Origin of the sequence: Nocardioides flavescens, from assembly GCF_009823805.1 — a bacterium.
Lineage (GTDB): Bacteria > Actinomycetota > Actinomycetes > Propionibacteriales > Nocardioidaceae > Nocardioides > Nocardioides flavescens.
Map to the genome: position 1 here is coordinate 235,376 of NZ_WUEK01000002.1, position 24,133 is coordinate 259,508.

Annotated in this window: 27 protein-coding genes; 7 read left to right on the forward strand and 20 right to left on the reverse strand. The window is 72.7% G+C overall.

Annotation, left to right across the window (positions count from 1 at the left end):
• Positions 1-13: 13 nt before the first annotated feature.
• From GRQ65_RS03835 to GRQ65_RS03865, 7 genes are all read right to left on the reverse strand, one after another.
• Positions 14-379, reverse strand: a complete 366-nt coding sequence (locus GRQ65_RS03835; protein ID WP_160875325.1) for a GntR family transcriptional regulator — start codon at positions 377-379, stop codon at positions 14-16.
• On the reverse strand, positions 376-1,164 hold the full coding sequence (locus GRQ65_RS03840; protein WP_160875327.1) for a hypothetical protein: 789 nt from the start codon (positions 1,162-1,164) through the stop codon (positions 376-378). The genes GRQ65_RS03835 and GRQ65_RS03840 overlap by 4 nt, the downstream gene beginning before the upstream one ends.
• 61 nt (positions 1,165-1,225) lie before the next feature.
• Positions 1,226-2,320, reverse strand: coding sequence for a spore photoproduct lyase family protein (locus GRQ65_RS03845; protein ID WP_237447652.1), 1,095 nt, complete (start codon positions 2,318-2,320; stop codon positions 1,226-1,228).
• A gap of 13 nt (positions 2,321-2,333) precedes the next feature.
• The gene (locus GRQ65_RS03850) at positions 2,334-2,825 is read right to left on the reverse strand and encodes a hypothetical protein (RefSeq protein WP_160875329.1); all 492 of its coding nucleotides are present in this window, start codon (positions 2,823-2,825) and stop codon (positions 2,334-2,336) included.
• 48 nt (positions 2,826-2,873) lie between these two features.
• Complete coding sequence (map, locus tag GRQ65_RS03855) at positions 2,874-3,641, reverse strand: type I methionyl aminopeptidase (RefSeq protein ID WP_160875331.1); 768 nt, start codon at positions 3,639-3,641, stop codon at positions 2,874-2,876.
• 46 nt (positions 3,642-3,687) lie between these two features.
• Positions 3,688-4,008, reverse strand: a complete 321-nt coding sequence (locus GRQ65_RS03860) for a helix-turn-helix domain-containing protein (RefSeq protein WP_160875333.1) — start codon at positions 4,006-4,008, stop codon at positions 3,688-3,690.
• Positions 4,009-4,082: 74 nt separating this feature from the next.
• Positions 4,083-4,313, reverse strand: coding sequence for a putative signal transducing protein (locus GRQ65_RS03865; RefSeq protein WP_160875335.1), 231 nt, complete (start codon positions 4,311-4,313; stop codon positions 4,083-4,085).
• Positions 4,314-4,379: 66 nt separating this feature from the next.
• On the opposite strand from GRQ65_RS03865, the gene GRQ65_RS03870 reads away from it, so the two are divergent.
• Complete coding sequence (locus tag GRQ65_RS03870) at positions 4,380-5,423, forward strand: LLM class F420-dependent oxidoreductase (RefSeq protein ID WP_160875337.1); 1,044 nt, start codon at positions 4,380-4,382, stop codon at positions 5,421-5,423.
• Position 5,424: 1 nt separating this feature from the next.
• Here the strand turns inward: GRQ65_RS03870 and GRQ65_RS03875 are convergent, their stop codons facing one another.
• Positions 5,425-6,009: a helix-turn-helix domain-containing protein gene (locus tag GRQ65_RS03875; RefSeq protein WP_160875339.1), complete on the reverse strand. Its 585-nt coding sequence runs from the start codon at positions 6,007-6,009 to the stop codon at positions 5,425-5,427.
• Between the two features lie 79 nt (positions 6,010-6,088).
• On the opposite strand from GRQ65_RS03875, the gene GRQ65_RS03880 reads away from it, so the two are divergent.
• Positions 6,089-6,763 carry a class I SAM-dependent methyltransferase gene (locus tag GRQ65_RS03880; RefSeq protein WP_337191469.1) on the forward strand — a complete coding sequence of 225 codons (675 nt, stop codon included), beginning with the start codon at positions 6,089-6,091 and terminating at the stop codon, positions 6,761-6,763.
• Between the two features lie 16 nt (positions 6,764-6,779).
• Here the strand turns inward: GRQ65_RS03880 and GRQ65_RS03885 are convergent, their stop codons facing one another.
• From GRQ65_RS03885 to GRQ65_RS03905, 5 genes are all read right to left on the reverse strand, one after another.
• The gene (locus GRQ65_RS03885; protein ID WP_160875341.1) at positions 6,780-8,399 is read right to left on the reverse strand and encodes a hypothetical protein; all 1,620 of its coding nucleotides are present in this window, start codon (positions 8,397-8,399) and stop codon (positions 6,780-6,782) included.
• A gap of 73 nt (positions 8,400-8,472) precedes the next feature.
• Positions 8,473-10,140 carry a hypothetical protein gene (locus tag GRQ65_RS03890; protein WP_160875343.1) on the reverse strand — a complete coding sequence of 556 codons (1,668 nt, stop codon included), beginning with the start codon at positions 10,138-10,140 and terminating at the stop codon, positions 8,473-8,475.
• Between the two features lie 58 nt (positions 10,141-10,198).
• Complete coding sequence (locus GRQ65_RS03895) at positions 10,199-10,765, reverse strand: LemA family protein (RefSeq protein ID WP_160875345.1); 567 nt, start codon at positions 10,763-10,765, stop codon at positions 10,199-10,201.
• Position 10,766: 1 nt separating this feature from the next.
• Entirely contained in the window at positions 10,767-11,450 is a 684-nt protein-coding gene (locus GRQ65_RS23775; RefSeq protein WP_160875347.1) for a DUF3137 domain-containing protein, read from the reverse strand.
• Between the two features lie 4 nt (positions 11,451-11,454).
• Positions 11,455-12,474 carry an LLM class flavin-dependent oxidoreductase gene (locus GRQ65_RS03905; protein WP_337191470.1) on the reverse strand — a complete coding sequence of 340 codons (1,020 nt, stop codon included), beginning with the start codon at positions 12,472-12,474 and terminating at the stop codon, positions 11,455-11,457.
• Between the two features lie 134 nt (positions 12,475-12,608).
• On the opposite strand from GRQ65_RS03905, the gene GRQ65_RS03910 reads away from it, so the two are divergent.
• Positions 12,609-14,021 carry an HNH endonuclease signature motif containing protein gene (locus GRQ65_RS03910; protein ID WP_160875351.1) on the forward strand — a complete coding sequence of 471 codons (1,413 nt, stop codon included), beginning with the start codon at positions 12,609-12,611 and terminating at the stop codon, positions 14,019-14,021.
• Entirely contained in the window at positions 13,997-14,554 is a 558-nt protein-coding gene (locus GRQ65_RS03915) for a hypothetical protein (RefSeq protein WP_160875353.1), read from the forward strand. The genes GRQ65_RS03910 and GRQ65_RS03915 overlap by 25 nt, the downstream gene beginning before the upstream one ends.
• Here the strand turns inward: GRQ65_RS03915 and GRQ65_RS23780 are convergent.
• The 6 genes from GRQ65_RS23780 to GRQ65_RS03945 are packed head-to-tail and all read right to left on the reverse strand — an operon-like array spanning position 14,541 to position 18,867.
• Positions 14,541-15,443, reverse strand: coding sequence for a phosphatase PAP2 family protein (locus GRQ65_RS23780; RefSeq protein ID WP_160875355.1), 903 nt, complete (start codon positions 15,441-15,443; stop codon positions 14,541-14,543). The two genes, GRQ65_RS03915 and GRQ65_RS23780, sit on opposite strands and share 14 nt — an antisense overlap.
• Complete coding sequence (locus GRQ65_RS03925; RefSeq protein WP_160875357.1) at positions 15,440-16,909, reverse strand: hypothetical protein; 1,470 nt, start codon at positions 16,907-16,909, stop codon at positions 15,440-15,442. Before GRQ65_RS03925 ends, GRQ65_RS23780 begins: the two co-directional genes overlap by 4 nt.
• Entirely contained in the window at positions 16,879-17,445 is a 567-nt protein-coding gene (locus GRQ65_RS03930) for an AAA family ATPase (protein ID WP_160875359.1), read from the reverse strand. Before GRQ65_RS03930 ends, GRQ65_RS03925 begins: the two co-directional genes overlap by 31 nt.
• A complete protein-coding gene (locus GRQ65_RS03935; protein ID WP_337191471.1) occupies positions 17,442-18,161 on the reverse strand; it encodes an MBL fold metallo-hydrolase in 720 nt (239 codons plus the stop codon). Before GRQ65_RS03935 ends, GRQ65_RS03930 begins: the two co-directional genes overlap by 4 nt.
• On the reverse strand, positions 18,155-18,454 hold the full coding sequence (locus GRQ65_RS03940; RefSeq protein WP_160875363.1) for a DinB family protein: 300 nt from the start codon (positions 18,452-18,454) through the stop codon (positions 18,155-18,157). The genes GRQ65_RS03935 and GRQ65_RS03940 overlap by 7 nt, the downstream gene beginning before the upstream one ends.
• The gene (locus tag GRQ65_RS03945) at positions 18,451-18,867 is read right to left on the reverse strand and encodes a maleylpyruvate isomerase N-terminal domain-containing protein (RefSeq protein ID WP_160875365.1); all 417 of its coding nucleotides are present in this window, start codon (positions 18,865-18,867) and stop codon (positions 18,451-18,453) included. The genes GRQ65_RS03940 and GRQ65_RS03945 overlap by 4 nt, the downstream gene beginning before the upstream one ends.
• 103 nt (positions 18,868-18,970) lie before the next feature.
• Between GRQ65_RS03945 and uvrA the strand changes: the two genes are divergently transcribed.
• Together uvrA and GRQ65_RS03955 are read left to right on the forward strand one after the other, a co-directional pair.
• The gene (gene uvrA, locus GRQ65_RS03950; RefSeq protein ID WP_160875367.1) at positions 18,971-21,976 is read left to right on the forward strand and encodes an excinuclease ABC subunit UvrA; all 3,006 of its coding nucleotides are present in this window, start codon (positions 18,971-18,973) and stop codon (positions 21,974-21,976) included.
• A gap of 114 nt (positions 21,977-22,090) precedes the next feature.
• On the forward strand, positions 22,091-22,600 hold the full coding sequence (locus tag GRQ65_RS03955) for a Rieske (2Fe-2S) protein (protein ID WP_337191472.1): 510 nt from the start codon (positions 22,091-22,093) through the stop codon (positions 22,598-22,600).
• Positions 22,601-22,612: 12 nt separating this feature from the next.
• Here GRQ65_RS03955 and GRQ65_RS03960 read toward each other — a convergent pair whose 3' ends face one another.
• Positions 22,613-23,167, reverse strand: a complete 555-nt coding sequence (locus tag GRQ65_RS03960) for a GrpB family protein (protein ID WP_337191473.1) — start codon at positions 23,165-23,167, stop codon at positions 22,613-22,615.
• Positions 23,168-23,223: 56 nt separating this feature from the next.
• On the opposite strand from GRQ65_RS03960, the gene GRQ65_RS03965 reads away from it, so the two are divergent.
• Positions 23,224-24,123, forward strand: coding sequence for an SMP-30/gluconolactonase/LRE family protein (locus GRQ65_RS03965; RefSeq protein ID WP_160875369.1), 900 nt, complete (start codon positions 23,224-23,226; stop codon positions 24,121-24,123).
• Positions 24,124-24,133 lie beyond the last annotated feature (10 nt).

Genomic DNA, 24,133 nt, shown 5'->3' on the forward strand with positions numbered 1-24,133 from the left:
CAGGCTGAGTCCGTCAGCCGGCCTCCAGCGCTGCGGTCAGCGCGTCCCGGATCTCGGCGTCGCTGAACCCGAGTCGGCGTGCCTCGGTGCGGAACCCGTCCGCCAGCGCGCGCAGCCGCCGCGGCGCCGGTGTCGGACGGACGTCGGCGGCCACCCTGGTGCCCCCTCCTCGGCGGGAGACGAGGAGCCCGGCGGCCTCGACCTCGCGGTAGGAGCGGGCGACGGTGCCGACGGCGAGCCCGAGGTCGCCGGCGAGCTGACGCAACGGGGGCAGTCGGTCTCCGGGTGCCAGGGCTCCTGTCTCGACGAGCCTGACGAGCTGGCGCCGCAGCTGCTCGTACGGCGGGGTGGGGTCGTCGGGGTCGACGGTGAGGTTCACCGCCGTCCTCCCGGCAGGAGCATCAGGCGCCCGAGGAGCAGGGACACCCCGCAGGCGACGGTGACGGCCAGGAGGCCGGTCGCCAGCCCGGTGGGCGCCCACCACGCCGGTGCGCACGTCGGATCGGCGCTCCCCATGCCGAGAGCGCTGGCCGTCGTGAGGAGCACGCCGACGAGTGGCGCGCCGACCGCGATGCCGGTCGCCGCGACCACGACGCCCACGGACTCGCGGCGCTGCGCATCGGCGCCGGACTCGGAGTGCGACACCCCACGGGGCCGTAGGACGACCTCCCGAGCGGCGAGGGCCGCGACCGCGAGGACGAGCAGCAGCGCCAGCGCGAGCGGCGTCGAGTAGAACGCGCCGGCGTAGGGGCCGTGTGTCTGGGTGACGACGGGGTCGGTGCAGGCGAGCTGGCGCGACTCCCCGGACTCGTCCGCACTCGCGCTCAGGGTGGTGACGATCAGCAGCGCGACGAGCACCAGCACGAGGGCGAGGACCAGGGGCGTGGTGGACGGCAGGTGGTCCCGCACTCGGCGCGGGGTGAGCGAGGCCGACCGTGGCCCGGGCGGGTGCGGCGGCCGAGCGAGGGTCTCGCTGACCACGGTCCCGAGCAGCACGGCGAGGCCGAAGGCGGCCGGGGCGAGCATCAGCCCCGTGCCGTGGCGCCCCCACTGGGCGACGAGCACCGCGGCCCCGACGCCCAGGGCGGTCCCCGCGAGTCGGACGGCCCGGACGCGCCGCCACTCCCGTCGTTCAGCATCGACTGCGAGCAGCGTTTGTGTCACGCCCTTGACACAACACTCCTTGCCCTGCTTGTGTCAATGATCCAGCACAAAATCGTCGAGGTCAGAACGCGTAGCGCACCCGGCACTCGGGGAGCCGCTCGCCGACCAGGTCGACGAGCTGCTGGACCCACCGGCCCTTCCAGGCGGCGCGGTAGCGGACGTTGTCCTGGCCGCTGTGGCTGCGCTTGCCCTCCTGCAGGTCGGGGCGCCACAGCTGCTCCTCGGCCTTCGGGTGCCAGCCGAGGTTGACCTCGTGCAGGCCGGCGTTGTGGGTGAGGAAGATGATCTCCGCGGCGAGCTGGGCGCGGCTGCGGGCCGAGGTGCCGTCGGCGACCTGGTCGAGCAGCTCGGTCCACTCGGCCAACCAGTCCTCGTGCAGGATCACCGGGCTGAGGTTGAGGTGCACCTCGTAGCCGGCCTCGACGAAGTCGTCGATCGCGGCGATCCGCTCGCTGATCCGCGAGGTGCGCAGGTCGTGCACCTTGGCCATCGCCTCGGGCATGAGGGAGAACCGGACGCGGGTGCCTCCGCGGGGTTCCCAGGCCAGCAGGTCGCGGTTGACGAACTTCGTCGCGAAGCTCGCCTTGGCCCCGTCGAGACGACCGAACAGGTCGACCAGGTCGCGCACGTTGTCGCTGACCAGCGCGTCGACCGAGCAGTCGCCGTTCTCGCCGAGGTCGTAGACCCAGTCGACGGGGTCGCACTGCGTCGGCGCGGGCTTGGGCCCCTGGCGTCGCGCGTGGCGCTCGAGGTAGCCCAGGATGCGCTCGATGTTGGTGAAGACGGTGATCGGGTTGGCGAACCCCTTGCGGCGGGGGACGTAGCAGTAGGAGCACGCCATCGCGCAGCCGTTGGACGTCGAGGGGCCGATGAAGTCGGCCGAGCGGCCGTTGGGCCTGGCCGAGAGGCTCTTCTTCTCGCCGAGGACGAGCACGGTCTGCTTGGTGCGGACCCAGTCCTTCACGGCTCCGGCGTTGCCGTGGAGCCCCGGGATCGCCTGGTGGGAGTCGACGACGACCCGCTCGGCGTCGGGCCAGCGCGTCAGCACCTGCGCCCCGCGCGAGGAGTCGGGGACGGTGGGCTCGTGGTAGATCGTGCGGACGTCGAGCATCCGCTCGGCGGGGGTCGGATCAGGACCGGTTCGGGCGTCGGGCATGGTGCCCCAGACGCTATGCGGCGCCACCGACATCGACACCGACACCGACGGCGGTGCGACGCCCGCGGCGGTTCGCGGAGATCAGGGCGACGAGCAGCGCGAGGTAGGTGACGACCGTGAGGAGCCCGAAGGCGAGGGCGATGACGAAGCTGGTCGAGATCAGCCCGTCGGAGTAGCCGAACAGCTTCGTGAGCGAGGACTGCACGCTGTCCTCGGTGTCGCCGAAGTCCGGGACGAAGAGCCCGAAGCCGAGCATCCCGACCCAGACGAGCAGCTGGCTCCAGACCTGGAGGCCGGTCAGGGTCCTGCGCCCGTCGGGGTCGCGGCCGTCCTGGGTGAAGGCCAGGATGCTCGTGACGAGCAGTCCGATGCCGAGCACGGCGACGACCGGCAGCAGGATGAGGAGCAGCCAGCCGCCCACCCCGAACGCGAACCGTCCCATCCAGACCCACACCAGCAGCAGCAGGTTGAGCGGCACCATCGCCCACAGCACTCCACGTCGCACGAGCCGCAAGATATCGGCCGCGCGCCCGTCAGGCCGCGCTGGTCGAGATCAGTCCCGGGCGGTGAGCACGAGCGGGCCGTCGGCGGTGATCGCGACGGTGTGCTCGACGTGGGCGCCGCGCGAGCCGTCGGCGGAGCGGAGCGTCCAGCCGTCGGCGTCGGTGTAGATCTCGTCGGTGGTGTGCAGGAACCACGGCTCGATCGCGATGACGAGCCCGGGCTTGAGCTTGAGCCCGCGACCGGCGCGGCCGTCGTTGGCGACGTGGGGGTCTCCGTGCATCGTGCGGCCCACGCCGTGACCGCCGAACTGCAGGTTGACGCCGAGCCCGGCGGCGCGCGCCACCTCGCCGATGGCCGCCGAGATGTCGCCGAGGCGGCGACCGGGTCGGGCCTGCAGGATGCCGGCCTCGAGCGCACGGGTCGTGGTCTCGATGAGGTCGAGGTCCTCCTGCCGCGGGGTCCCGACGACCACCGAGACGGCCGAGTCGGCGACCCAGCCGTCGACCGCGCAGGCGAAGTCGAGGGAGACCAGGTCGCCGTCCTGGAGGACGTAGTCGTGGGGGAGTCCGTGCAGCACCGCGTCGTTCACCGACGTGCACAGCACCTTGCCGAACGGCGAGGCGCCGAAGCTGGGGTGGTAGTCGATGTAGCACGACTCGGCGCCGCGCTCGCGGATCATCTCGTGGGCGAGCGCGTCGAGCTCGAGGAGGTTGACGCCGACGTCGGCCTTCTCCTTCAGGGCGGTCAGCACCTCGCCGACGAACCGGCCGGCCGGCCGCATCTGCTCGATCTGCGCGGGCGTCCGGAGCTCGATCATGGGCCGAGCCTATCCAGCGCCGGCCGGCGCCCGGGCAGCCCGGTCGTCAGGCCGCGAGGCGTACGCCGGCCGCCTCGCGGCTCAGCCGGCGCGCCACGCGCACGGTGAGGTCGAGCAGGGTGAGGTCGAGCCCGCCGGCCACGGCGCGGAGGACCTCGGACGAGGGCTCCTTGCGGCCCCGCTCGACCTCGGAGAGGTACTGCACCGACACCCCGGACCGTCCGGCCACGTCGGCAAGGGTCCGGCCCGCCTCGAGGCGGGCTCCGCGCAGCTCGCCGCCGACGACGTCGCGCCACAACGGCTCTCGGACCGCGGGCTCCGGGACACGCTCGGTCTGGTCCTGACGCACCGCGGCGAGCTCGCTCATGACGGGAATCTACGCCGCCGGCGCGAGCGACGCGCCGGGCGCGCGCGGCGTTCGCGGACGGCGAACGGTCCGGCTCACCCCCGCGCGGGGCGCAGCCACTCCCCGAGCTCCGCCTCGGTGATTACCTCGCGGGCCTCGCTCTCGCGGTCGTCGGGGACCAGCACGCGCATCCGGATGACGTGCAGCGAGCCGTCGATGACGCTCGCGTGGCGGTCGGCCACGTGGCAGGGGATCTCGGCGTCGGCGAGGACCGCCTCGACCACGGCGACGAGGGCGATGTCGTTGGTGCGGATGAGCTCGGCCATGCCGGGACAACGACCGGGACGCGGCACGGGTGCCCGACGGGCGCCGTCTGCGCCATCATGCGGAGCATGAGGCTCGGACTGCAGCTCGGCTACTGGGGCGCCCAGCCGCCCACCCACCACGGCGACCTCGTGGCCGCGGCGGAGGAGTCGGGCTTCGACGCCGTCTTCACCGCCGAGGCGTGGGGCTCGGACGCGTTCACGCCGCTCGCGTGGCACGGCAAGGACACCTCCCGGGTGCGCCTCGGCACCTCGATCGTGCAGCTCTCGGGGCGCACCCCGACGTCGATCGCGATGCACGCCCTGACCCTGGACCACCTCACCGGCGGGCGCGTCGTGCTGGGCATGGGCGTGAGCGGCCCTCAGGTGGTGGAGGGGTGGTACGGCCGGCCCTTCGCCCAGCCGCTCGCGCGCACCCGCGAGGCGGTCTCGATCATCCGCCAGGTCCTGGCCCGCGAGGCGCCCGTCGTCAACGACGGCCCGCACCACCCCCTGCCCTACACCGGTCCCGGCTCGGTCGGCCTCGGCAAGCCGCTGCGCTCCATCACCCACCCGCTCCGCGCCGACCTGCCGATCTGGCTGGGCGCCGAGGGGCCCAAGAACGTCGCGCTCGCGGCCGAGATCGCCGACGGCTGGCTGCCGCTGTTCTGGTCGCCGCGCGCGGCCGGGCTCTACGCCCCCTGGCTCGCGGAGGGTTTCGCACGACCCGGCGCTCGGCGTACCCCGGAGACCTTCGAGATCGCCGCGACCTGCCACCTCGAGATCGTCGACGACGTTGCCTCGCGGCGGCGGGCGATCGACGGGCTCAAGCCCTCGGTGGCGCTCTACATGGGCGGGATGGGGGCCAAGCAGGCCAACTTCCACAAGGCGGTCTTCGAGCGGATGGGCCACGGCGAGCTGGCCGACCGGGTGCAGGAGCTGTTCCTGGCCGGTCGGCGCGACGAGGCGGTCGCGCTGGTTCCGGACGACCTCGTCGACGACCTGCACGTCGTCGGCACAGCGGCCGAGGTGGTCGACAAGGTCGCGCAGTGGGAGGCCGGCGGCGTCACGATGCTGCTGCTCTCGTGCGACACGGTGGCGGACGTGCGGCGGGTCGGTGCGCTCCTGGCGTGAGTCAGTCGGCGGCGCGCGGGCGGGCCCGCACGTGCATCCGCTCGCCCTGCGGTCCGAACAGCCCGAGCATCTCGACCGGGTGGTCGCCGGGATTGGCGACGACGTGCGGGGTGCGGGTGTCGAACTCCACCACCTCGCCGGGGCCGAGGTCGAGCTCGCGGTCGCCGAGGACGAGGTGGAGGCGTCCCGAGAGCACGTAGATCCACTCGTAGCCCTCGTGCGACTGCGGCTCGTACGGCGGGCGCGGGTCGTGCGGTGGGATGACGACCTTGTAGGCCTGCACGCCGCCCGGCCGGCGGGTGAGCGGTACGAACGTGCGGCCGTGCCGGCGGAACGGCGTCGCCCGCACCCGCGGGTCGCCGGTCTCGGGAGCGCCGACGAGCTCGTCGAGCGGCACCTGGTGGGCGCGGGCCAGCGGCAGCAGCAGCTCGAGCGTGGGCCGGCGTCCGCCGGACTCCAGACGCGAGAGGGTGCTGACCGAGATCCCGGTCGTCTCCGCCAGCTGGGCCAGGGTCGCGCCGCGCTCGACGCGCAGCGACCGCAGCCGGGGACCCACGGCCTCGAGGACCTCGTCGTCGGCGCTCATCCGTGGAGTCTCGCACGCACGTTTGCCGGAACGGCAACGGAACTTGTCGGATCGGCGAGGGGGGTCGCAGGCTGGTCCCGTGACCGACCACGAACACAGCGACGACCACATCGATGAGCACAGCCACGCCCCGACCGCAGACGACTACTTCGAGCCGGCGGGGTGGGAGGACCGCTACGCCGGCGACGGGACCGTCTGGAGCGGTGAGCCCAACGCCCAGCTGGTCGCCGAGGTCTCCGCGCTGACGCCCGGCACGGCGCTGGACGTCGGCTGCGGTGAGGGAGGCGACGTCGTGTGGCTGGCCCGCCAGGGCTGGCGGGTGACCGGCGCCGACTTCTCGGCCAACGGGCTGGCGCGGGCGGCGGGCCACGCGGATCAGGCCGGGGTCGCCGACCGCACCGACTGGTGGCAGGTCGACGCCCGCACCTTCGACCCCGCGGGCCGCACCTGGGACCTCGTCACCACGCACTTCCTGCACCCGCCGGACGGTTCGATCGTCGACGTCACCCGTCGCCTCGCGACGGCGGTCGCGCCGGGCGGCCACCTGCTCGTCGTCGGCCACGAGCCCTCCGCGCACCACACCCAGCTGACCGACAGCCACCGGCGCGCGATGTGGGAGGCCGCCGACCTGCTCGACGCGCTCCCCGAGGACTTCGAGGCGCTCGTGGTGGAGCAGCGCCCGCGGGTCGCCGTACGCGACGGCGTCAGCCACGACGTGCGCGACTCGACCCTGCTGGCGCGACGCCGGGGCTGAGCACTCGCCCTGCTGGCTAGCGCAGGCGTACCTTGACCGGGAGGGCGCGGGTGTTGCCGCTGGTGTCGGCGACAGCGATGCGCAGCACCGCCTGGGCGCGGCCGCCGCGACGCAGGGCGAGCGCGGCCGCCTTCTTCGCCTTCTTCCTGACCTTGAAGGCGACGACCGCCTTCTGCCCGGGGGAGAGGAGCGTGAGCGGGGCGGTGAGCGCGAACTTCCTCTTCCCGCGGGTCGCGGGCACGGTCACCGACAGGGTGCCGGCGCCAGTCACCCGGCACGCCTCGGTGCCGGTGCAGGTGACCTGCACCTCGATGCGGCCGTCGTTCTCCTGCCGCTTCTTCGCCTTCGCGCTCGCGGTGGGGGTGGTCGTGTCGGCGGGTGGCGACGGCGGGCTGACCGGGACGGCCGACTCGTAGACGCGGTAGGGGCTCGGGGCCGTGAAGTACCAGACCTTGCTGCCGTCGGGGCTGCTGCCGGCGAAGTAGCCCCCGGTCGAGAGCTGGGTGAGGGCGCCTGCGGCGTCGACGAGGTAGGTGCCGGTGCTGAGCTCGTTGGTATCGTAGCCGGTGAGCACGACGGCCCCCGTGGTCGTCACCGCCGCGAAGACGGGCTGTCCCGGCACGCCGGTGCCCAGGTCGCGGGCGACCCCGGTGGCGTCGCTGCGCAGCAGCCGCCGAGCCGGGCCGGAGCCGTCGGTAAAGACCAGGCTCCGGCTCGGGGTGATCGCCTCCGTGGCCACGTCGGTGGTCACGGCGGCGCCGGTCATCAGGACGGGCACGGCGGAGCCGACGTCGAAGCGGTAGACGTCGGTGCCTGTGTCGGTGTCGGCGCTGACCAGCTTGTCGGGGGTGGCGACGAAGACGCTCTGCCCGTCCGGGGTGGACCCGTTGTACGAGCCGTTGCCGCTGATCGTGGTGAAGGTTGCCGATGCGGCCGAGGCCGGCGCCGTGAAGCGCCGGATGATGCCGCCGTTCGAGACGTAGCCCGTCAGGCCGTCGTCGGAGATCGCGACGGCGGGCGTGGTCCCCACGTCGGTGGTCTGGCCGCCGATGTCGCGCCGTTGGGAGCCGTTGTAGGTGTAGACGACGGCGGTGGCATCTCGCGACGCCAGCTGGAAGTCGCTGCCGGCACCGCCGAGGATCGTGGCGCTGCCGTTCGCGACGACGTACGCACTCGTGCCCTGGTAGACGATGCGGCTCAGGTCGGGGCTGGCCGCTCCCAGCGACACGTCACCGGCGCTCCCGGCGGTGCTGATCAGGGTGACGCTGGCCGGGACGGTGCCGGCGTCGAGGAGGTAGAGGTCGAACGACGCGTCGCCGTCGCCCGCGATGAGGGGCTTGTCGGTCCGCACCACGGCACGGGTGCCGTCGGAGGAGACCTGCTCGACGTCGACGTCTGCAGTGGTCACGGACGACACCGCGCCGTTGACGTTGCGCCAGAGGCCACCAGGGTCGCTGAACCAGACCGACGATCCGCCGCCGCCCTCGAAGTAGGCGTTCTGCCCGGTTGCGGTCGTCGTCGAGATCAGCCGCGTCGTGCGGGTCTCGGCGTGCGCCGGCGCGGTCGTGACGAGCGCGAGGGAGGCGGCGGTGGCCGCGGCTGCGAGGGCTGCGACGGTGCGTCGCCGGGAGTCCATGGGCGGACCGTAGAACGCCGCAGCCGCGACGGGCCATGGCCCGTCACGGCTGCTCCCACCTAGGTCGGACGGGCTACTTCAGGCGCACCTTGAACGCGATCACGCGATCGTTCCCCGACGCGTCGGCGACGGTCAGCAGCAGCGTGGCCTTGACCTTGCCGCCGTTCTTCAGCGACTTCGCGGCCGCCTTCTTCACCTTCTTGCGGACCTTGAACGCGATGACGCGGTCCTGGCCCGGGGCGACGACCGAGGTCGGGGCCTTGACCGTGTACTTCTTGCGGCCGCGGGCCGTCGGGACCGTCACGGCGATCGTGCCGCTGCCGGTGACCCGGCACGGCACCGCCGCCGTGCAGGTCACGCCGACCTCGATGCGGCCGTCGTTCTGCTGGACCTTCTTGCCCTCGACCTCGGCGGTCGGGGGCGTGGTGGTGGTGGTGGTGGTCGTGGTCGGCGTGGGTGTCGCGGTGGCGGGGGTGCCGGGGGCGGGCGCCGTGCTGGGGGATGCCGTCGACGCGAACAGTCGTTCGGTCTCGCCGGCGACGTACCAGACTGTGGCTGCGTCCGCCGTGCTGCCGGCGTACGCGGCTGCGGCGGCGATCTGGTCTCGGATGCCGTTGGCGTCGACGCTGTACACCCCGAGCTCGGCGAGGTCGGCGCCCTGGACGTCGAACAGCACGCTCCCGGCGCTCGTCAGGGTCCCGAACCGAGGGGTGCCGCCGAGGCCCGCGCCGAGGTCCGAGACGACAGCGCTGCCGCTGACGCGGAAGAGTCCGACGCCCGAGGCGGAGGTGACGGTGTAGACCATCCCACGGTCGGCCGTTGCGGCGTTGAACTGCAGCTCCTGGTTGCTCGACCCGGGAACCAGCAACGTCGAGGTGGTCGCGCCGTTCACGTCGACCCGCCGGACGTTCTGCCCCTCGTCCACGACGTAGACGCTCCGGAGGTCGGAGCTCGCGCCCAGGAACTCGACACCGGTGGCGACGATCGTCGGAGTGACGGTGGTCGTGGTCGTCGCGGGGGAGGAGAAGGCGCCGACGCCCTGTGTCGACGAGGTGATGCCGCTCAGTCCGTCGGACGAGAGAGCCTGCACGAACGTCGCCTGGATCGGTGTCGGTGGGTTGGTGGGACTGCCGATGACGCGCTGGACCTGACCGTCGTAGGAGTAGGCAACCGCCTGTGCGTCGGGGGAGGCGGCATTGAACTGGCTGCCTGGCCCTCCCAGTCGCTGCGGCGTGGCCGCGCCGTCGGCGACGTAGGTGGCGTCAGCCTGGTAGACCACACGATCGAGGTCGGGGCTGGCCGCACCGAAGGAAGCCGTGCTGTTCCCTCCGGCGCTGCTCACCAGTGTGCGGGTCGCCGGGCTCGTCGAGGCATCGAGCAGATAGAGGTCTTGAGCGTCGTCCTCGTCGGTCGGCAGCAACCGGTCTGCCGTCCGCACGAGCACTCGGGAACCGTCGCGCGACACGGCTTCGACATCGACGTCGGCGGCCACGACCTGCGAGATCTTGCCGGAGAGGTTGCGGTAGAGCGCGGGCTCCGTGCCGGGCACCTGGTAGTAGACGGACGAGCCGCCAGCCCCTGCGAACGAGACGTCGGCGCTGAGGGACGGGTCGGAGATCAGCCGGGTCGTGCGGGCGTCGGCGTGGGCCGGGGACGTGACCGAACCGGCCGTGACGAGAGCGAGGGAGGCGGCGGTGGCCGCCGCGGCGAGGGTCGCGACGGTACGTCGCCGGGTGTGCATGCGCGGACCGTAGCCGTGCGGGGGCCCGGTGGACCAGACCGCGATCCCCACGGGGGTATCAGCCCAGCCCGACCTCGGGCGCAGCGGCGTAGGCGGGGTCGCGGAGCTCGAAGAAGTCGCGGCGCTCGAAGCCGCCGATCGAGGCGATCAGGTTGGACGGGACCGTCGCGATCCGGGTGTTGTAGGCCCGGACGTTGCCGTTGTAGAACCGGCGCGCGGCCGCGATGCGGTCCTCGGTGAGGGTGAGCTCGCGCTGCAGGGCGAGGAACGACGCGCTCGCCTTGAGGTCCGGGTAGTCCTCGACGCGCACCAGCACGTCGTCGAGCGCCCGCCCGACGGTTTCCTCGTACGCCGCACGCCGGGTCGGCGGCTCTTCGCGGTGGGCCGCGGCCGCCTCGCGCGCCCGGACGAGCAGATCGAGCACCTCGCGCTCGTGCGCGGCGTACCCCTTGACCGTCTCGACGAGGCGGGGGACGAGGTCCCAGCGGCGGGTGAGCTCGACGTCGATGTCGCCCCACGACTCCTCGACCAGAGTGCGCTGGCGGACGAACCGGTTGTAGCTCACGAGCGCCCACAGCAGCACGAGGAGGAGCGCGACGCCGAGGACGCCCGCGACCGCGGCCACGTCAGCCCTCCCCGCGCAGCCGGGCCCAGACGAACTCCGGCACCCGGTCGAGCACGCCGTCGGCGTAGGCGAGCGCCGCGTCGATCTGCTGGGGCTCGCGCTTGCCGCCTTCGATGACGAGCAGTGAGTCGTGGTCGACGCGCCAGCCCGTCCAGCGGTGCGCGAGCAGGTGCTCCATCATCAGCGGGTGCAGGACGTCGGAGGCGAACTTCCGGTCCGGGCAGCGCACGCTGAACGCCTGGTTGAACTCCTCCGACTCGAGGTCGATCGCGCCTCCCGAGACCTTGTCCGCAATGGCGTCGAAGAGGCCCTCGGGCTCGACCGACAGCGCCGGCATCGGCGCGGTCGTCGTCATCGCGAGCACCGAGAAGGGGTGCGTGTGGGTGGTGGTCGTCTTCCCGTTGCTGGTCTGGGTCTTGTAGACGTAGTCGAAGGCCACGAACGCCCGGCCGTCGTGCGCGCCCTGCACGACGTTGAAAGCGCGGCGGCCGAAGCCGCGGCCGAACGGCGCACCGGAGAACCGGTCGACCAGGTCGTGCCGCTCCTCGGTCCAGGTCCAGCCGCGGCTCGCGGCGTACGCCGCCAGGGCCTCGCGGCGCTTGGCCGCGGCGACGGCGCCGAGGACGGCGAGCCCGACCCCGATCGCGAGGACGACCACCACGAGCACGACGACGCCACCGGACACGGCCTCAGCCTAGGGGCGACCAGCCCAGCGCCGGGCCGAGTCGTTCGGCGGTGTCGGTGAGGATCTGGGTGTAGTCGTCCGGGCCGAAGCTGAACGGCAGCGCGAAGACCACCTCGTCGACGGCCTGGAACCCGGCGTGGGCGTGCAGCCGATCGACCAGCTCCTCGCTCGGGCCCACCAGGTCGGGGCTGAACAGCATCCGCCCGGGGCCCTGCGGCTCGCGGGTGCGGGGGAGCCGGGCGGCGGCGTACTCCTCGTAGCGGCTCCGCTGCTCCGGCGTCGCGGAGTCGGTGGGGATCACGACGAGGCCCTGGGAGACCCGGCCGCTCGGGTTGCCGTCGCGGTAGGCGTCGATCTGCTCGCGCTGGAGCGTCGCGAAGTCGGGCGGGGTCTCGCCCTCCACCTTGAGGACGCTGCTGGTGAGGAAGTGCATCCCGGCCGAGGCGGCCCAGGTGGCCGAGCGCAGCGACGCGCCGCCGTACCAGAGCCGGTCGGCGAGGCCGGGGGAGTGCGGCTCGACCCGGTCGGACCACTCCTCGACGATGCCCTCCGGCCCCCTGAACGTCGTGGCGCGCTCGCCGCGCACCAGCCGCTGCAGCCGCTCGACGCGGGCGTAGGAGAAGTCCTCGACCTCCGCGGTGTCGGGGTAGAGCGCGGTGCGGACGTCGTCCCAGTGCATCGGCGGACCGACGCTGACCCCGGGGTTCAGCCGTCCACCGCTCAGGACGTCGACGGTGGCGAGGTCCTCCGCGAGGCGCAGCGGGTTCTCCCAGCCCAGCGGCGTGACCGCGGTGCCCAGCTCGATCCTTTCGGTCCGCTGGCTCGCGGCGGCCAGCACGGCGACCGGGCTCGAGATACCGAACTGCAGGTGGCGGTGCCGCAGCCACGCGCTGTCGAAGCCGAGCCGCTCGCCCAGCTCGATCATCCGCAGCGTCGACTCGTGGCCCGCAGCAGGGTCGTCGGGGTCGAAGAGGCCGATGGTGAGGAAGCCGAGCTTGCGCAGCGGCCGGTCTGACGTGGGCACGGGTCCAGTCTGCCGCCGGTCGATCACCGGTGGTTGAGGAGGGACGAAGTCCCGTCTCGAAACCGCTCCCGGTGGTCGCGAGGCCCTGTGGATCAGCCCTGTCATTCGAACACGTGTTCGACTAGAATGTCGTCATGACCGCAGCACCTCTCACCCCCGAAGCACCACCGGTGCCGACAGCGGTGCTGCTGGAGCGGATCACCGACGCCACGGCCCGGCGTGCGGCGGTGGAGGTGGAGCTGGCGGAGCTGGCGTCGGCGTGGGCGCACGCGCACGTGGTGGCGCTGGCGTCGCCGAGGATCTGGGGTCACGACCCGGTCGCGCCGTACGGGCTGCACGTCGGGAACACCCACGTCGACAACATCGAGTGGTACGCGCTGCCCGAGCTGCGGTGGGACGCGGCGGCGTCGTTCGCTGCGGCCCAAGGGATGTCGACCGCGGCCGGCGAGATGCTGCTGCGTGACGTGCTGACCTTGGAGCTGCGGCTGCCGTTGACGTGGGCGCGGGTGCGGGCGGGTGAGGTCGCGGTGTGGCGGGCCCGGCGGATCGCGCAGCGGGTCCTGGGCGAGGCGGCTGACGTCGTCGCGTCCATCGACGCGGAGGTCGCTCCGCGGGCCCACTCGATCGGGCTGACCGGGCTCGACCGGCTGGTGGAGGCGGCGATGCTGACGTTGCACGCCGAGCAGTACGAGATCGAGCAGATGGAGGCCCTCGAGACCCGTCACGTCACGGCTGATCGGGAGGCCGACCGGTTCGGGATCACCGAGTACGTGATCCGGGCCGACCAGGTCGACCTGGCCGCGTTCGACACCATGATCGGTCGGTTGGCGGCGGCGTTGAAGCGTGACGGGTCGTACGAGTCGTTGGACGTACGCCGCTCGATCGCGGTCGGGATCATCGCTGACCCGGCGCGGGCGCAGGCGCTGCTCGACGACACCGGCGCGAAGGTGCCGGCGTCGCGAGAGGTGTTCGCCTACCTCCACCTCACCGAGACCAACCTCCTCGGCCTGGACCCCGTGACCCTCGACCACACCGGACGCCCGCACCTGACCCAGACCATCGCCACCTGGGCCGGCCGCGACGACCTGCGCCTGACGATCACGCCGGTCCACCACTGCACCGGCTGCGCCCGCTGCGCCAAGACCACCGGCCCTCACGATCACGACGCCCGGGCGACGACGCAGCACGACCCGCTCCCGGCCCAGCGCGTGCAGGTCGAGCTGCAGGACCCCGCCTGCGTGTTCCCCTACTGCACCCGCCCCACCCGGGCCTGCGACCTCGACCACCGCGTCCCCTTCACCGGCGACGACCAGGGCGGCGCGACATGTCCGTGCAACCTCACGCCCCTCTGCCGACACCACCACCGACTCAAGACCCACACCGGCTGGCACTACCGACCCCACGGACCCGCCGGATCCGGGGTCTACGAGTGGACCGACCGCTACGGCCAGACCTTCGTCCGTGACCGCGCCGGGACGCGTGCCTCTGGTGACCGGGACGACGGGCCGCGCAGCATGCCGCCGTGTCCATCTCCCACCTCCTCCTGACCACCGCTGCGCTCGCCGCTGTCGTCACCCCCGGCTCGGTGACGATCACCGACCCGGCGGGCGACGTCAGCCCCGCGGGTTCGACCAAGCTCGACATCCGCCGCGTCACGGTGAAGAACACGCCGACGAAGGTCGTGGTGCAGGTGGCGTTCCCAGGTGTTGGTGAGCGCTACGACTTCCCGACGGGCAACGTCTCGGTCTGGCTCGACACGGACCCGGGTCGGCGGGGCGCGGAGTTCGGGCACTTCATGGAGTTCTGGAGCGACTACCGGTTCGCCCCCGTGCAGGGCTGGCGCGAGCAGGCCACCGACGACGGCTGTGAGGGCGAGGTGCGCAGCGACAAGGGCAACCGGCTGCGCTGGTTCCGGTTCACGGTCCAGAAGACCGCCGGTTGTGTCACCAGCGACGCCGTGCGGGTCGCCGTGTCGACGATGAACACCGGTGACCTCGAGCCCTACGTCGAGTACGCCCCACCGGTGCGCGACCACCTCGGCGCCGAGCACCAGTGGACCGACTGGGTCACGGTCGACTGACGAGCGTGCCCGCCTGGCGGCGTTCCCACCAGCTGCACCCGACCATCGTGAGCGCGGCGACCAGTGCCCCGGCGAGGGTGTCCACGAGGTAGTGCTCGCCGGAGTAGACGAGCGTCGCGGCCATGGCCACGGGATAGGCGAGCACCAGCCAGCGCCACGGCGATCGCAGCCGCGTGAGCGCCCAGAGGGCCACGAGGCAGGCCGTCCCGGTGTGCAGCGACGGCATCGCCGCCGTCTTGTTGGCCAGCCCGCCGAACACCATCGTCGTCCGCTCGATGCCGAGTGCGTGGAAGCCGCGGCCGGAGATCCGGGCGACGTGCGGGAGCAGACCCTCACGGGCCGCCCACCAGGGCGGGGCCATCGGGAAGACGACGTAGCCGACCAGGGCGACGTAGCTGAGCACGACGTAGCGACGCATCCACATCCGCCACGCCTCGCGCGAGCGCAGCCACAGCACTCCTGCGAGGACCAGGCCGACGACGAAGTGCGAGGCGTAGACCGTGCTGGCCGCAACGTCCCACCACCGGACGGTCCCGGTCTTCGAGCACGGGTCACCGCACAGCTCGCGCTGCAGGCTCACCGTCGGCACGGTGTGACCACCCCACAGCTGGGCGAGCCACGTGTCGGCCCTGATCGGCCAGGCGACGTGGGGTGGCCAGCCGAGGTCGTCGACGAGACCGCGGGCCAGACCGTAGACCGCGAGGGCGAGCAGCCACGGCCACCAGTCCCGAGGGAAGTCGAGGGACCGCTCGCCGCGCCAGCAGACGGCGAACAGCCAGAGCCACAGCGCGATGCCGATCGGGTCGTTGGGGATGCCGACGACGGCGCACCACACGAGCAGGACGACGGCGTACGCCGCCACCGCGACGGGGCGAGGGAGCGACCTCACCCGGCGTCGTGGCCGCTGCGGTAGATCGTGAAGCGCTCCACGGTCGCGACCTCGTCGTAGTCCCTGGCCAGAGCGCTGCGCAGGGCGTCACCGTCCATCTCCCACGCGCCGAGGGCGCCGTAGGCGACCACGACCCAGTCCGGCCGGCGCGAGGAGACGACGAGATCGGTCAGGTCGGACAGCTCGGGGTCGCGGACGCGCGCGGGGAGGCTCCACAGGTAGGGGTAGGGCGACTCGAGATCGGCCTCGCGCAGGATGTTGGCGCCCCCGAACACCACCACTGCGGTGTCGTCCGGCGCGGCGTGGGCCTCGAGGTAGTCGGCCGCGGCGAGCTCGGGGCGCCCGATCGGGTGCACCACGACCCAGGCGAGCACGAGGACGGACGAGAGCCCCGTGACGGCGTAGGCCGCCGCGGTGCTGCGGGTGACGGGCGCGGGCCGCTGCGCGAACGCCGCCGCGAGCAGCACCACGCCGGGCACGAGCCCGATCAGGTAGTGCAGCCAGAAGTTGCCGCCCAGCACCACCACGACGACCTCGACGGCGAGCAGCACGTACGCCGCGATCCGCAGGTCCGGCGCGGTCCACGGCCCCTGGACCGACGGGCGGCCGCGCCCGCGCCAGCCCAGCGCCAGGGCCAGCAGCGGCAGGCCGCTCGCGACGAAGGCGAGCGCGAGCTCTCGGGCCCGCTGGGGCGCGTTGCCGTCGTCGGCCGCGAGCACCCGGCCGGCCTCGAAGCGGAACGTCACCACGGCGTCCCACAGACCGGCCGGAGAGGTCCCGCGCAGCGCCGCGAGCCCGGCGACGACCACGACGGTGACCACCGCGCTGGCCAGGAACGCCGGGAACCGCCGCCGCGCCTGGCGGCTCGTCACCAGCAGCACCACGGCCACGACGCCGACGTCGACCAGGCTCTGCTTGACCATCACGGCGAGTGCCGCGCACACCCCGGCGGTGAGCGCGAGCGCGAGCCCGCGGCGGGTGGAGCGGCTCGCCGCGGACGCGACGTACGCCGTGACCCCGGCGACGACGAACGGCAGACCCAGGACCTCGCCGTCCACGACCGTGCCGCCGAAGAGGGGCGTGGCCACGAGCACGGCGGCCGCACCCGCCGTCAGCAGGGGAGCGGACCGCCGCTCGGGCGCCGCCGAGCGTCCCAGCACGCCCGCGAGCACCACGACCAGGGCGGTCGCGAGGGCGCCGAGCAGCCGCAGCGCGACGGTGCCGCCGAGTGCGTCGGCCAGTCCGAAGAGCGCGATCAGGACGGGGGGTCGGTCGACCCAGTAGGGCCCGTACAGCGAGGTCCCGTCGTGCCACGCCCCGCCGACCATGAGGAACCCGCCCTCGTCGGGTCCGAGCGCCCGGCCCAGGAACGGGAGCCAGCCCAGCACCGCCACGGCGATCGCCATCACGGCGACCCAGGTCTTGGGGGCGACCCCTACGCGCCGTCGCCAGGGGACCTCGGGCACCAGCCGAGACTAACGAGCCTCCGCTCGAGTTCGGCGCACGACCCGTCGACGTCGCCCGTCGTCGTCGCGAGACGGAGGTCGGGCCGCAGACCGTCCAGGCGCGCCGCGTAGCCCTCGAGATGGCCCGGGCCTGCCGTGGCCACGAGGGCGTGGACGACCTCGAGCCACGGCTCGTCGCGCTCACGCGCCGCGAACCGGGCGGCCGCGTCGTCGGCCTCGACCATCACGTGGACGAACCGCCCACCCGCCTCGATCGCCGCGCGCTCGAACCGCGCCACCTGGGCCGGGTCGGCCAGCAGCTGCGGGAGCACGACGTCGCCGCCGTCCGCGACGTACGCCGCCAGCGCGGCCAGGGCTGTGGTGCGCACCCGCTCGCCCGTCGCGGCGAAGTCCTCGCGCCACCCGGACACCCAGGTGCGCAGGACGTCGATGTCGAGCAGCAGCGTGCCCGGGTGCGTCTGCGCCCAGTGCCTCGCCAGCGTCGACTTGCCGACGCCCGGCAGGCCGTTGAGGTGGAGGACGAGGGGAGGGGTCACCAGCCTCGCTCGCGCCACTCCTGCAGGTGGGGCCGTTCGGCTCCGATCGTCGAGTCGTCACCGTGACCGGGGTAGAACCACGTGTCGTCGGGCAGCCGGTCGAAGACCTTGGTGGCGACCTCGTCGATGAGCTGACGGAACGCCGCCTCGTCACCGAAGGTGTTGCCCACCCCGCCGGGGAAGAGCGAGTCGCCGGTGAACAGGTGGGGGTGGCCGCCCTCGGACGCGGAGTCGTCGTAGAGGAGCGCGATCGAGCCGGGGGTGTGGCCGGCGAGGGCGATGACCTCGAGGGTGCAGTCGCCGACAGGGACGGTGTCGCCGTGGCGCACGGGGACGGCGACCTCGACGCCGGTCTGCTCGGTCACGGCGGCCGCGTCGGGCTCGCCGGCGACGGTCGTCGCGTCGGTGGCGCCGACCACCTCGGCCAGGGCACGGTGGTGGTCCCAGTGCTGGTGGGTGGTGACGACGTGGGTGAGCGGCGCGTCGCCGACGAGCGGCAGCAGCGTCGCGGCGGCGTCGGCGGCGTCGATGAGCACCTGCTCGCCCGTGTGCCGGCAGGTCAGCAGGTAGCAGTTGTTCGACATCTTCTCGTCGACCGCGACCTTGGTGATGGTGAGGTGCTCGAGCTCGCGCACGTCGGGCGGGCCGCCGGGGGAGACCTTCCCGGTGTAGCCGCCGGTCCCGCTCTGGCTGCTGGTCTGCTCCTCGGTCACCACGCCTCGATCCCCGGCACCCGGCCGTCGTCGCTCATCAGTCCTTCGCCGGCACCCCGGCCCGCTGCCCACCATGCCAGAGCGCTCCCGGGGCCCGACAGCGTCGCGCCCAGCTCGCCCGTGCCGAACGCCCAGCGCCGGTCGAGGTCGGTCGCGTGGGCCGTGAACACCGGACCGGCGTACGTCGCGGAGCGCCGGGTCAGGACCAGGTCGACGGCCTGCGCGGGCCAGTGCTCGGCGGTGTGGTCGAGACCCAGGTCGGCGTGGTGCACCTCCACCTCGAGCAGGCGCATCACGCCGATGTCGCCGGCGCGGAAGGTCGGCCCGCCGGCACCCGCTCGACGCGGTGCTCGACCAGCTCGTCCGGCAGCTGCTCGACCCGCTCACCGACCAGGGTCGTCGAGGCGAGGAACCGCTCACGCAGCGCCGGCAGCCCGCCGTCGGCCAACGCGTCGATGGCGCCGTCGCGCTCCTCCTGCGAGGTGTACATCGGCAGCGCCCGACCCTCCAGCACCCCGCCGAGCGCCGCGTGCAGCGCCTCGGCGTTGAGCGTCAGGTGCGCGACGACGTGGGAGCGGCGCCAGCCGGGCAGCAGGCTCGGCTGCGTCCACTGCTCCTCGTCCATCGCGTCGACGGAGCGGACGAGCCGGCGGGTACCGGTGCGCAGCAGCGAGGTGATCTCGGTGACGTCGTACCTCTCGGCGGGCATGACCGCACGCTAGTCGCTGTTGCACCCGCTGTCGGTGGCGCGTGAGACGCTGCTGGGACAGCACATCGACCAACGATCGACACGAGGGACGAGGACGCGCAAGGTGCAGGAGAAGCTCATCATCCGGGGCGCCCGGGAGCACAACCTCAAGGACGTCTCGCTCGACCTCCCCCGCGACGCGCTCATCGTCTTCACGGGGCTCTCGGGCTCCGGCAAGTCCAGCCTCGCCTTCGACACGATCTTCGCCGAGGGCCAGCGCCGCTACGTCGAGTCGCTGTCGGCCTACGCGCGCCAGTTCCTCGGCCAGATGGACAAGCCCGACGTCGACTTCATCGAGGGCCTCTCGCCCGCGGTCTCGATCGATCAGAAGTCCACGTCGAAGAACCCCCGCTCGACCGTCGGCACGATCACCGAGGTCTACGACTACCTCCGCCTGCTCTACGCCCGCGCCGGCCGCCCCCACTGCCCGGTGTGCCACGCGCCGATCGAGCGGCAGACCCCCCAGCAGATCGTCGACCGGATGATGTCGCTCGACGAGGGCACCCGCTTCCAGGTGCTGGCCCCGGTGATCCGCGGCCGCAAGGGCGAGTACGTCGAGCTGTTCCGCCAGCTGCAGACCCAGGGCTTCTCGCGCGCCCGGGTCGACGGCGAGACCCACACCCTCGAGGCGCTCGCCAACGAGGGCCCCAGGCTCGACAAGCAGAAGAAGCACACCATCGAGGTCGTCGTCGACCGCCTCGCGGTGAAGGAGTCGAGCAAGCGGCGCCTCACCGACTCGGTCGAGACCGCGCTGACGCTGGCCTCCGGCCTGGTCGTCTTCGACCTCGTCGACCTGCCCGAGAAGGACCCGGGTCGCGAGCTGAAGTTCAGCGAGAAGATGGCGTGCCCCAACGACCACCCCATCGAGACCGACGACCTCGAGCCCCGCTCGTTCTCCTTCAACAGCCCCTTCGGCGCCTGCCCCGAGTGCACCGGCATCGGCACCCGGATGGAGGTCGACCCGGAGCTCGTCGTCCCCGACCAGCAGGCCACCCTCGGTGAGGGGGCGATCCAGCCGTGGAGCCAGGCCCACGTCGCCGACTACTTCCTGCGGCTGCTCGGCGCGCTCGGCCAGGAGCTCGGCTTCGACCTCAACACGCCCTGGGACGAGCTCACTCCGAGCGCCCGGCGCTCCATCCTCGACGGGCACCGCACCAAGGTCCACGTCGTCACCCGCAACCGCTACGGCCGCGAGCGCGCCTACTGGGCCGAGTTCGAGGGCGTGCGCCCCTACATCGAGCGCCGCCACCGCGAGGCCGAGTCCGACACGAGCCGTGAGCGGTTCGAGGGGTTCATGCGCGAGGTGCCGTGCCCGGTCTGCAAGGGCAGCCGCCTCAAGCCGGTCTCGATGGCCGTGACCCTGGGCGACCTGGCCGCGGGCGGCAAGAACATCGCCGAGGTCTGCGCGCTCCCGATCAACGAGACCGCCCAGTTCCTGCGCGAGGTCGAGCTGTCCTCGCGCGAGCGCCAGATCGGCGAGCGGGTGCTCAAGGAGATCCAGGAGCGGCTCAACTTCCTGCTCGACGTCGGCCTCGACTACCTCTCGCTCGACCGGCCGTCGGGCTCGCTGTCGGGCGGCGAGGCCCAGCGCATCCGGCTGGCGACCCAGATCGGCGCCGGCCTCGTCGGCGTCCTCTACGTCCTCGACGAGCCGTCGATCGGCCTGCACCAGCGCGACAACCAGCGCCTCATCGAGACCCTGGTGCGCCTCAAGGACCTCGGCAACACCCTGATCGTGGTCGAGCACGACGAGGACACCATCAAGGTCGCTGACTGGGTCGTCGACATCGGGCCCGGCGCCGGCGAGCACGGCGGCCAGGTGGTGCACTCGGGCACCGTCGAGGACCTCTACGCCCACGAGGACTCCGTCACCGGGCAGTACCTCTCCGGGCGCCGGGAGATCCCCGTGCCCGCGATCCGCCGGCCCCGCACGACCGGGCGCGAGCTGACCGTCGTCGGCGCGAAGGAGCACAACCTTCGCGGGATCGACGTGACCTTCCCGCTGGGGCTCTTCGTCGCCGTCACCGGGGTGTCCGGCTCGGGCAAGTCGACCCTGGTCAACGACATCCTCTACACCTCGTTGGCCAAGCAGATCTACCGCTCGCGCACCATCCCCGGGCGCCACCAGCGCATCACCGGCCTCGACCACGTCGACAAGGTCATCCACGTCGACCAGTCGCCGATCGGGCGCACCCCGCGGAGCAACCCGGCCACCTACACCGGGGTCTTCGACCACGTGCGCAAGCTCTTCGCCTCGACCCCCGAGGCCAAGATGCGCGGCTACCAGCAGGGTCGCTTCTCGTTCAACGTCAAGGGCGGGCGCTGCGAGGCGTGCGCGGGTGACGGCACGATCAAGATCGAGATGAACTTCCTCCCGGACGTCTACGTCCCGTGCGAGGTCTGCCACGGCGCCCGCTACAACCGCGAGACGCTCGAGGTGCACTACAAGGGCAAGACCATCGCCGAGGTCCTCGACATGCCGATCGAGGAGGCCGTCGACTTCTTCGCCGCCGTCCCCGCGATCAACCGGCACATGAAGACCCTCGTGGAGGTCGGCCTCGGCTACGTCCGCCTCGGCCAGCCCGCCACCACCCTGTCCGGCGGTGAGGCGCAGCGCGTCAAGCTCTCCTCCGAGCTGCAGAAGCGCTCGACCGGGCGCACCCTCTACGTCCTCGACGAGCCCACCACGGGCCTGCACTTCGAGGACATCCGCAAGCTGCTGCTCGTCCTCGGCCGCCTGGTCGACCAGGGCAACACCGTCCTGGTCATCGAGCACAACCTCGACGTCATCAAGACCGCCGACTGGCTCATCGACATGGGTCCCGAGGGCGGCTCGCGCGGTGGGTACGTCGTCGCGCAGGGCACGCCCGAGCAGGTCGCCGACCACCCCGAGAGCTTCACCGGCCAGTTCCTGAAGCCGCTGCTCGAGGGGCGCGAGGCCAAGCAGCCCACGCGCAAGAAGCCGGCCGACACCGCCCCGGCCAAGCCCGCGCCCCGCAAGGCTCCGGTCAAGAAGGCCGCGGCGAAGAAGACCACGGCGAAGAAGGCGAGCAGCCGCAGGAGCGCATGAGGGAACTCTCATGCGATCCACGTGAACTCCACAGGCTCCTCGCCCGTGACGTCCGTAGTGTCGGTTTCAACCAGTCACTCCACCACTCCCGACGTCCGCCGAGAGGACCCCACCGTGACCGAGCCCACCCCCCAGACGCCCCCGACCCAGTTCGCGCCCCTCACCCGTCGTCGCCTGACCGCCCTCGCCGGCGCGGGTGTCGCCGTACCGCTGCTCGCCGCCTGCGGGTCCGACGACGCGGCGACCGACGCCGGCGGCTCCAGCAGCCCGAGCGAGTCCGCCTCGAGCTCCGGCGCGTCGAGCGCCGCGCCGACCGAGGGCGGTTCGTCGGCGGCCGCGGGTGGGCTCACCACCACCGCCGACATCGAGGTCGAAGGCGGCGCGATCTTCCCCGACGAGAAGGTCGTCGTCACCCAGCCCACCGCGGGCGAGTTCCGCTGCTTCTCCAACATCTGCACCCACCAGGGCTGCCCGGTGACCAGCGTCGACAGCGACGGCATCCACTGCAACTGCCACGGGAGCGTCTTCTCGCTCGAGGACGGCGAGCCCACGGAGGGCCCGGCCAGCTCGCCGCTGGAGACCGTCGAGATCACCGTCTCGGGCGACCAGATCAGCCTCGCCTGACCGCAGGCCCCCTCAGACGGTGCGTGGCGGCACCTGGTTCGCTCCGATCGACGCCCGGTCGGCCTCGCTGAGGCCGGCCGCGGCGAGGATCCGCTGGACAACGTCCTCCTTACCGGCGCCGTACTCGTCGATGTCGGCGGCGGTGCGGCCGACCCGCAGCTTCACCCCGGCGTACGCCGCCCGCAGCGCGGGATCGGCGCGCAGCGTGTCACGCACCGCCCGGTGGTTGCGCAGCGCCAGGCTGCCGTCGACGACGACAGAGGTGTTGGTCCGGCCCAGCCGCTGCGGGGCGCGGAACGCCCAGCGCAGGGGGATGCCGCGCTCTCCGAGCGGCTCGAAGCCGAGTCCGACCAGGACCTCCGAGGCCGCTCCGACGTTCTCCTCGGCGACGACGAGGTCGACGTCGACCACGGGCTTGGCCGCGAGGCCCGGCACCGCCGTGCTGCCGACGTGCTCGATCGCCACGACCGGCACGCCCGCGGCGGCCAGCGCAGCGGCGTACTCGGCCCTGAGCGCCTCGAACCGGTCCGGCCACGCCGGGTCGTAGGCGACGACCTCGACCACCACCGGACGATCCTCCCGCACCTCTGGTCGGGACGCGACGGAGGTGCCAGGCTGCCGGGATGAGCGATCGAGAGCTGCGCACCGTCGTCACCGGCATGTCGTTCACGGAGTGCCCGCGCTGGCACGACGGGCGGCTGTGGTTCGTCGACTTCTACACCCACGTCGTCTGCTCGGTCGCCGAGGACGGCTCCGACCTGCGCACCGAGCTCGAGGTCCCGGGCCAGCCGTCCGGGCTGGGCTGGCTCCCCGACGGCCGGATGCTGGTCGTCTCGATGCGCGACCGCCGGGTGCTGCGGGTCGAGCCGGACGGCTCGGTGGTGACCCACGCCGACGTCTCCGAGCACGTCACCGGCCACCCCAACGACATGGTGGTCGACGAGCACGGGCGCGCGTGGCTCGGCAACTTCGGCTTCGACCTGATGGGCGGAGCCGACATCGAGACCGCCGTGCTGCTGCGCATCGACCCCGACGGCACGGTCACCCCGGTCGCGGAGGACCTGTGGTTCCCCAACGGCAGCGTCGTGACGCCGGACGGCTCGACGCTGATCGTCGACGAGACGCTCGGCAACCGGATCAGCGCCTTCGAGATCCACGAGGACGGCTCGCTGGGGGAGCGGCGCGACTGGGCGAGGTTCGGCGACCTGTCGCCGACCCGCTCACTGGGCGAGGCGCTGGGCTACGGCGTCCTCGCGCCCGACGGCTGCGGGCTCGACGCCGAGGGGATGATCTGGACGGCGGACGCGCTCGGCGGCCGGGCGGTCCGGGTGCGCGAGGGTGGCGAGATCGTCGACTCCGTCGAGCCGGGCGCGGGTGTCTTCGCCTGCATGCTCGGTGGCGGCGACGGCCGCACGCTGTTCCTCTGCTGCGCCCCCGACTTCGACGAGCACGCCCGCAGTGCGGCGCGCGAGGCCGAGATCCGCGCGGTGCGCGTCGACGTCCCCCACGCCGGGCGGCCCTGAGGTCGCGCGG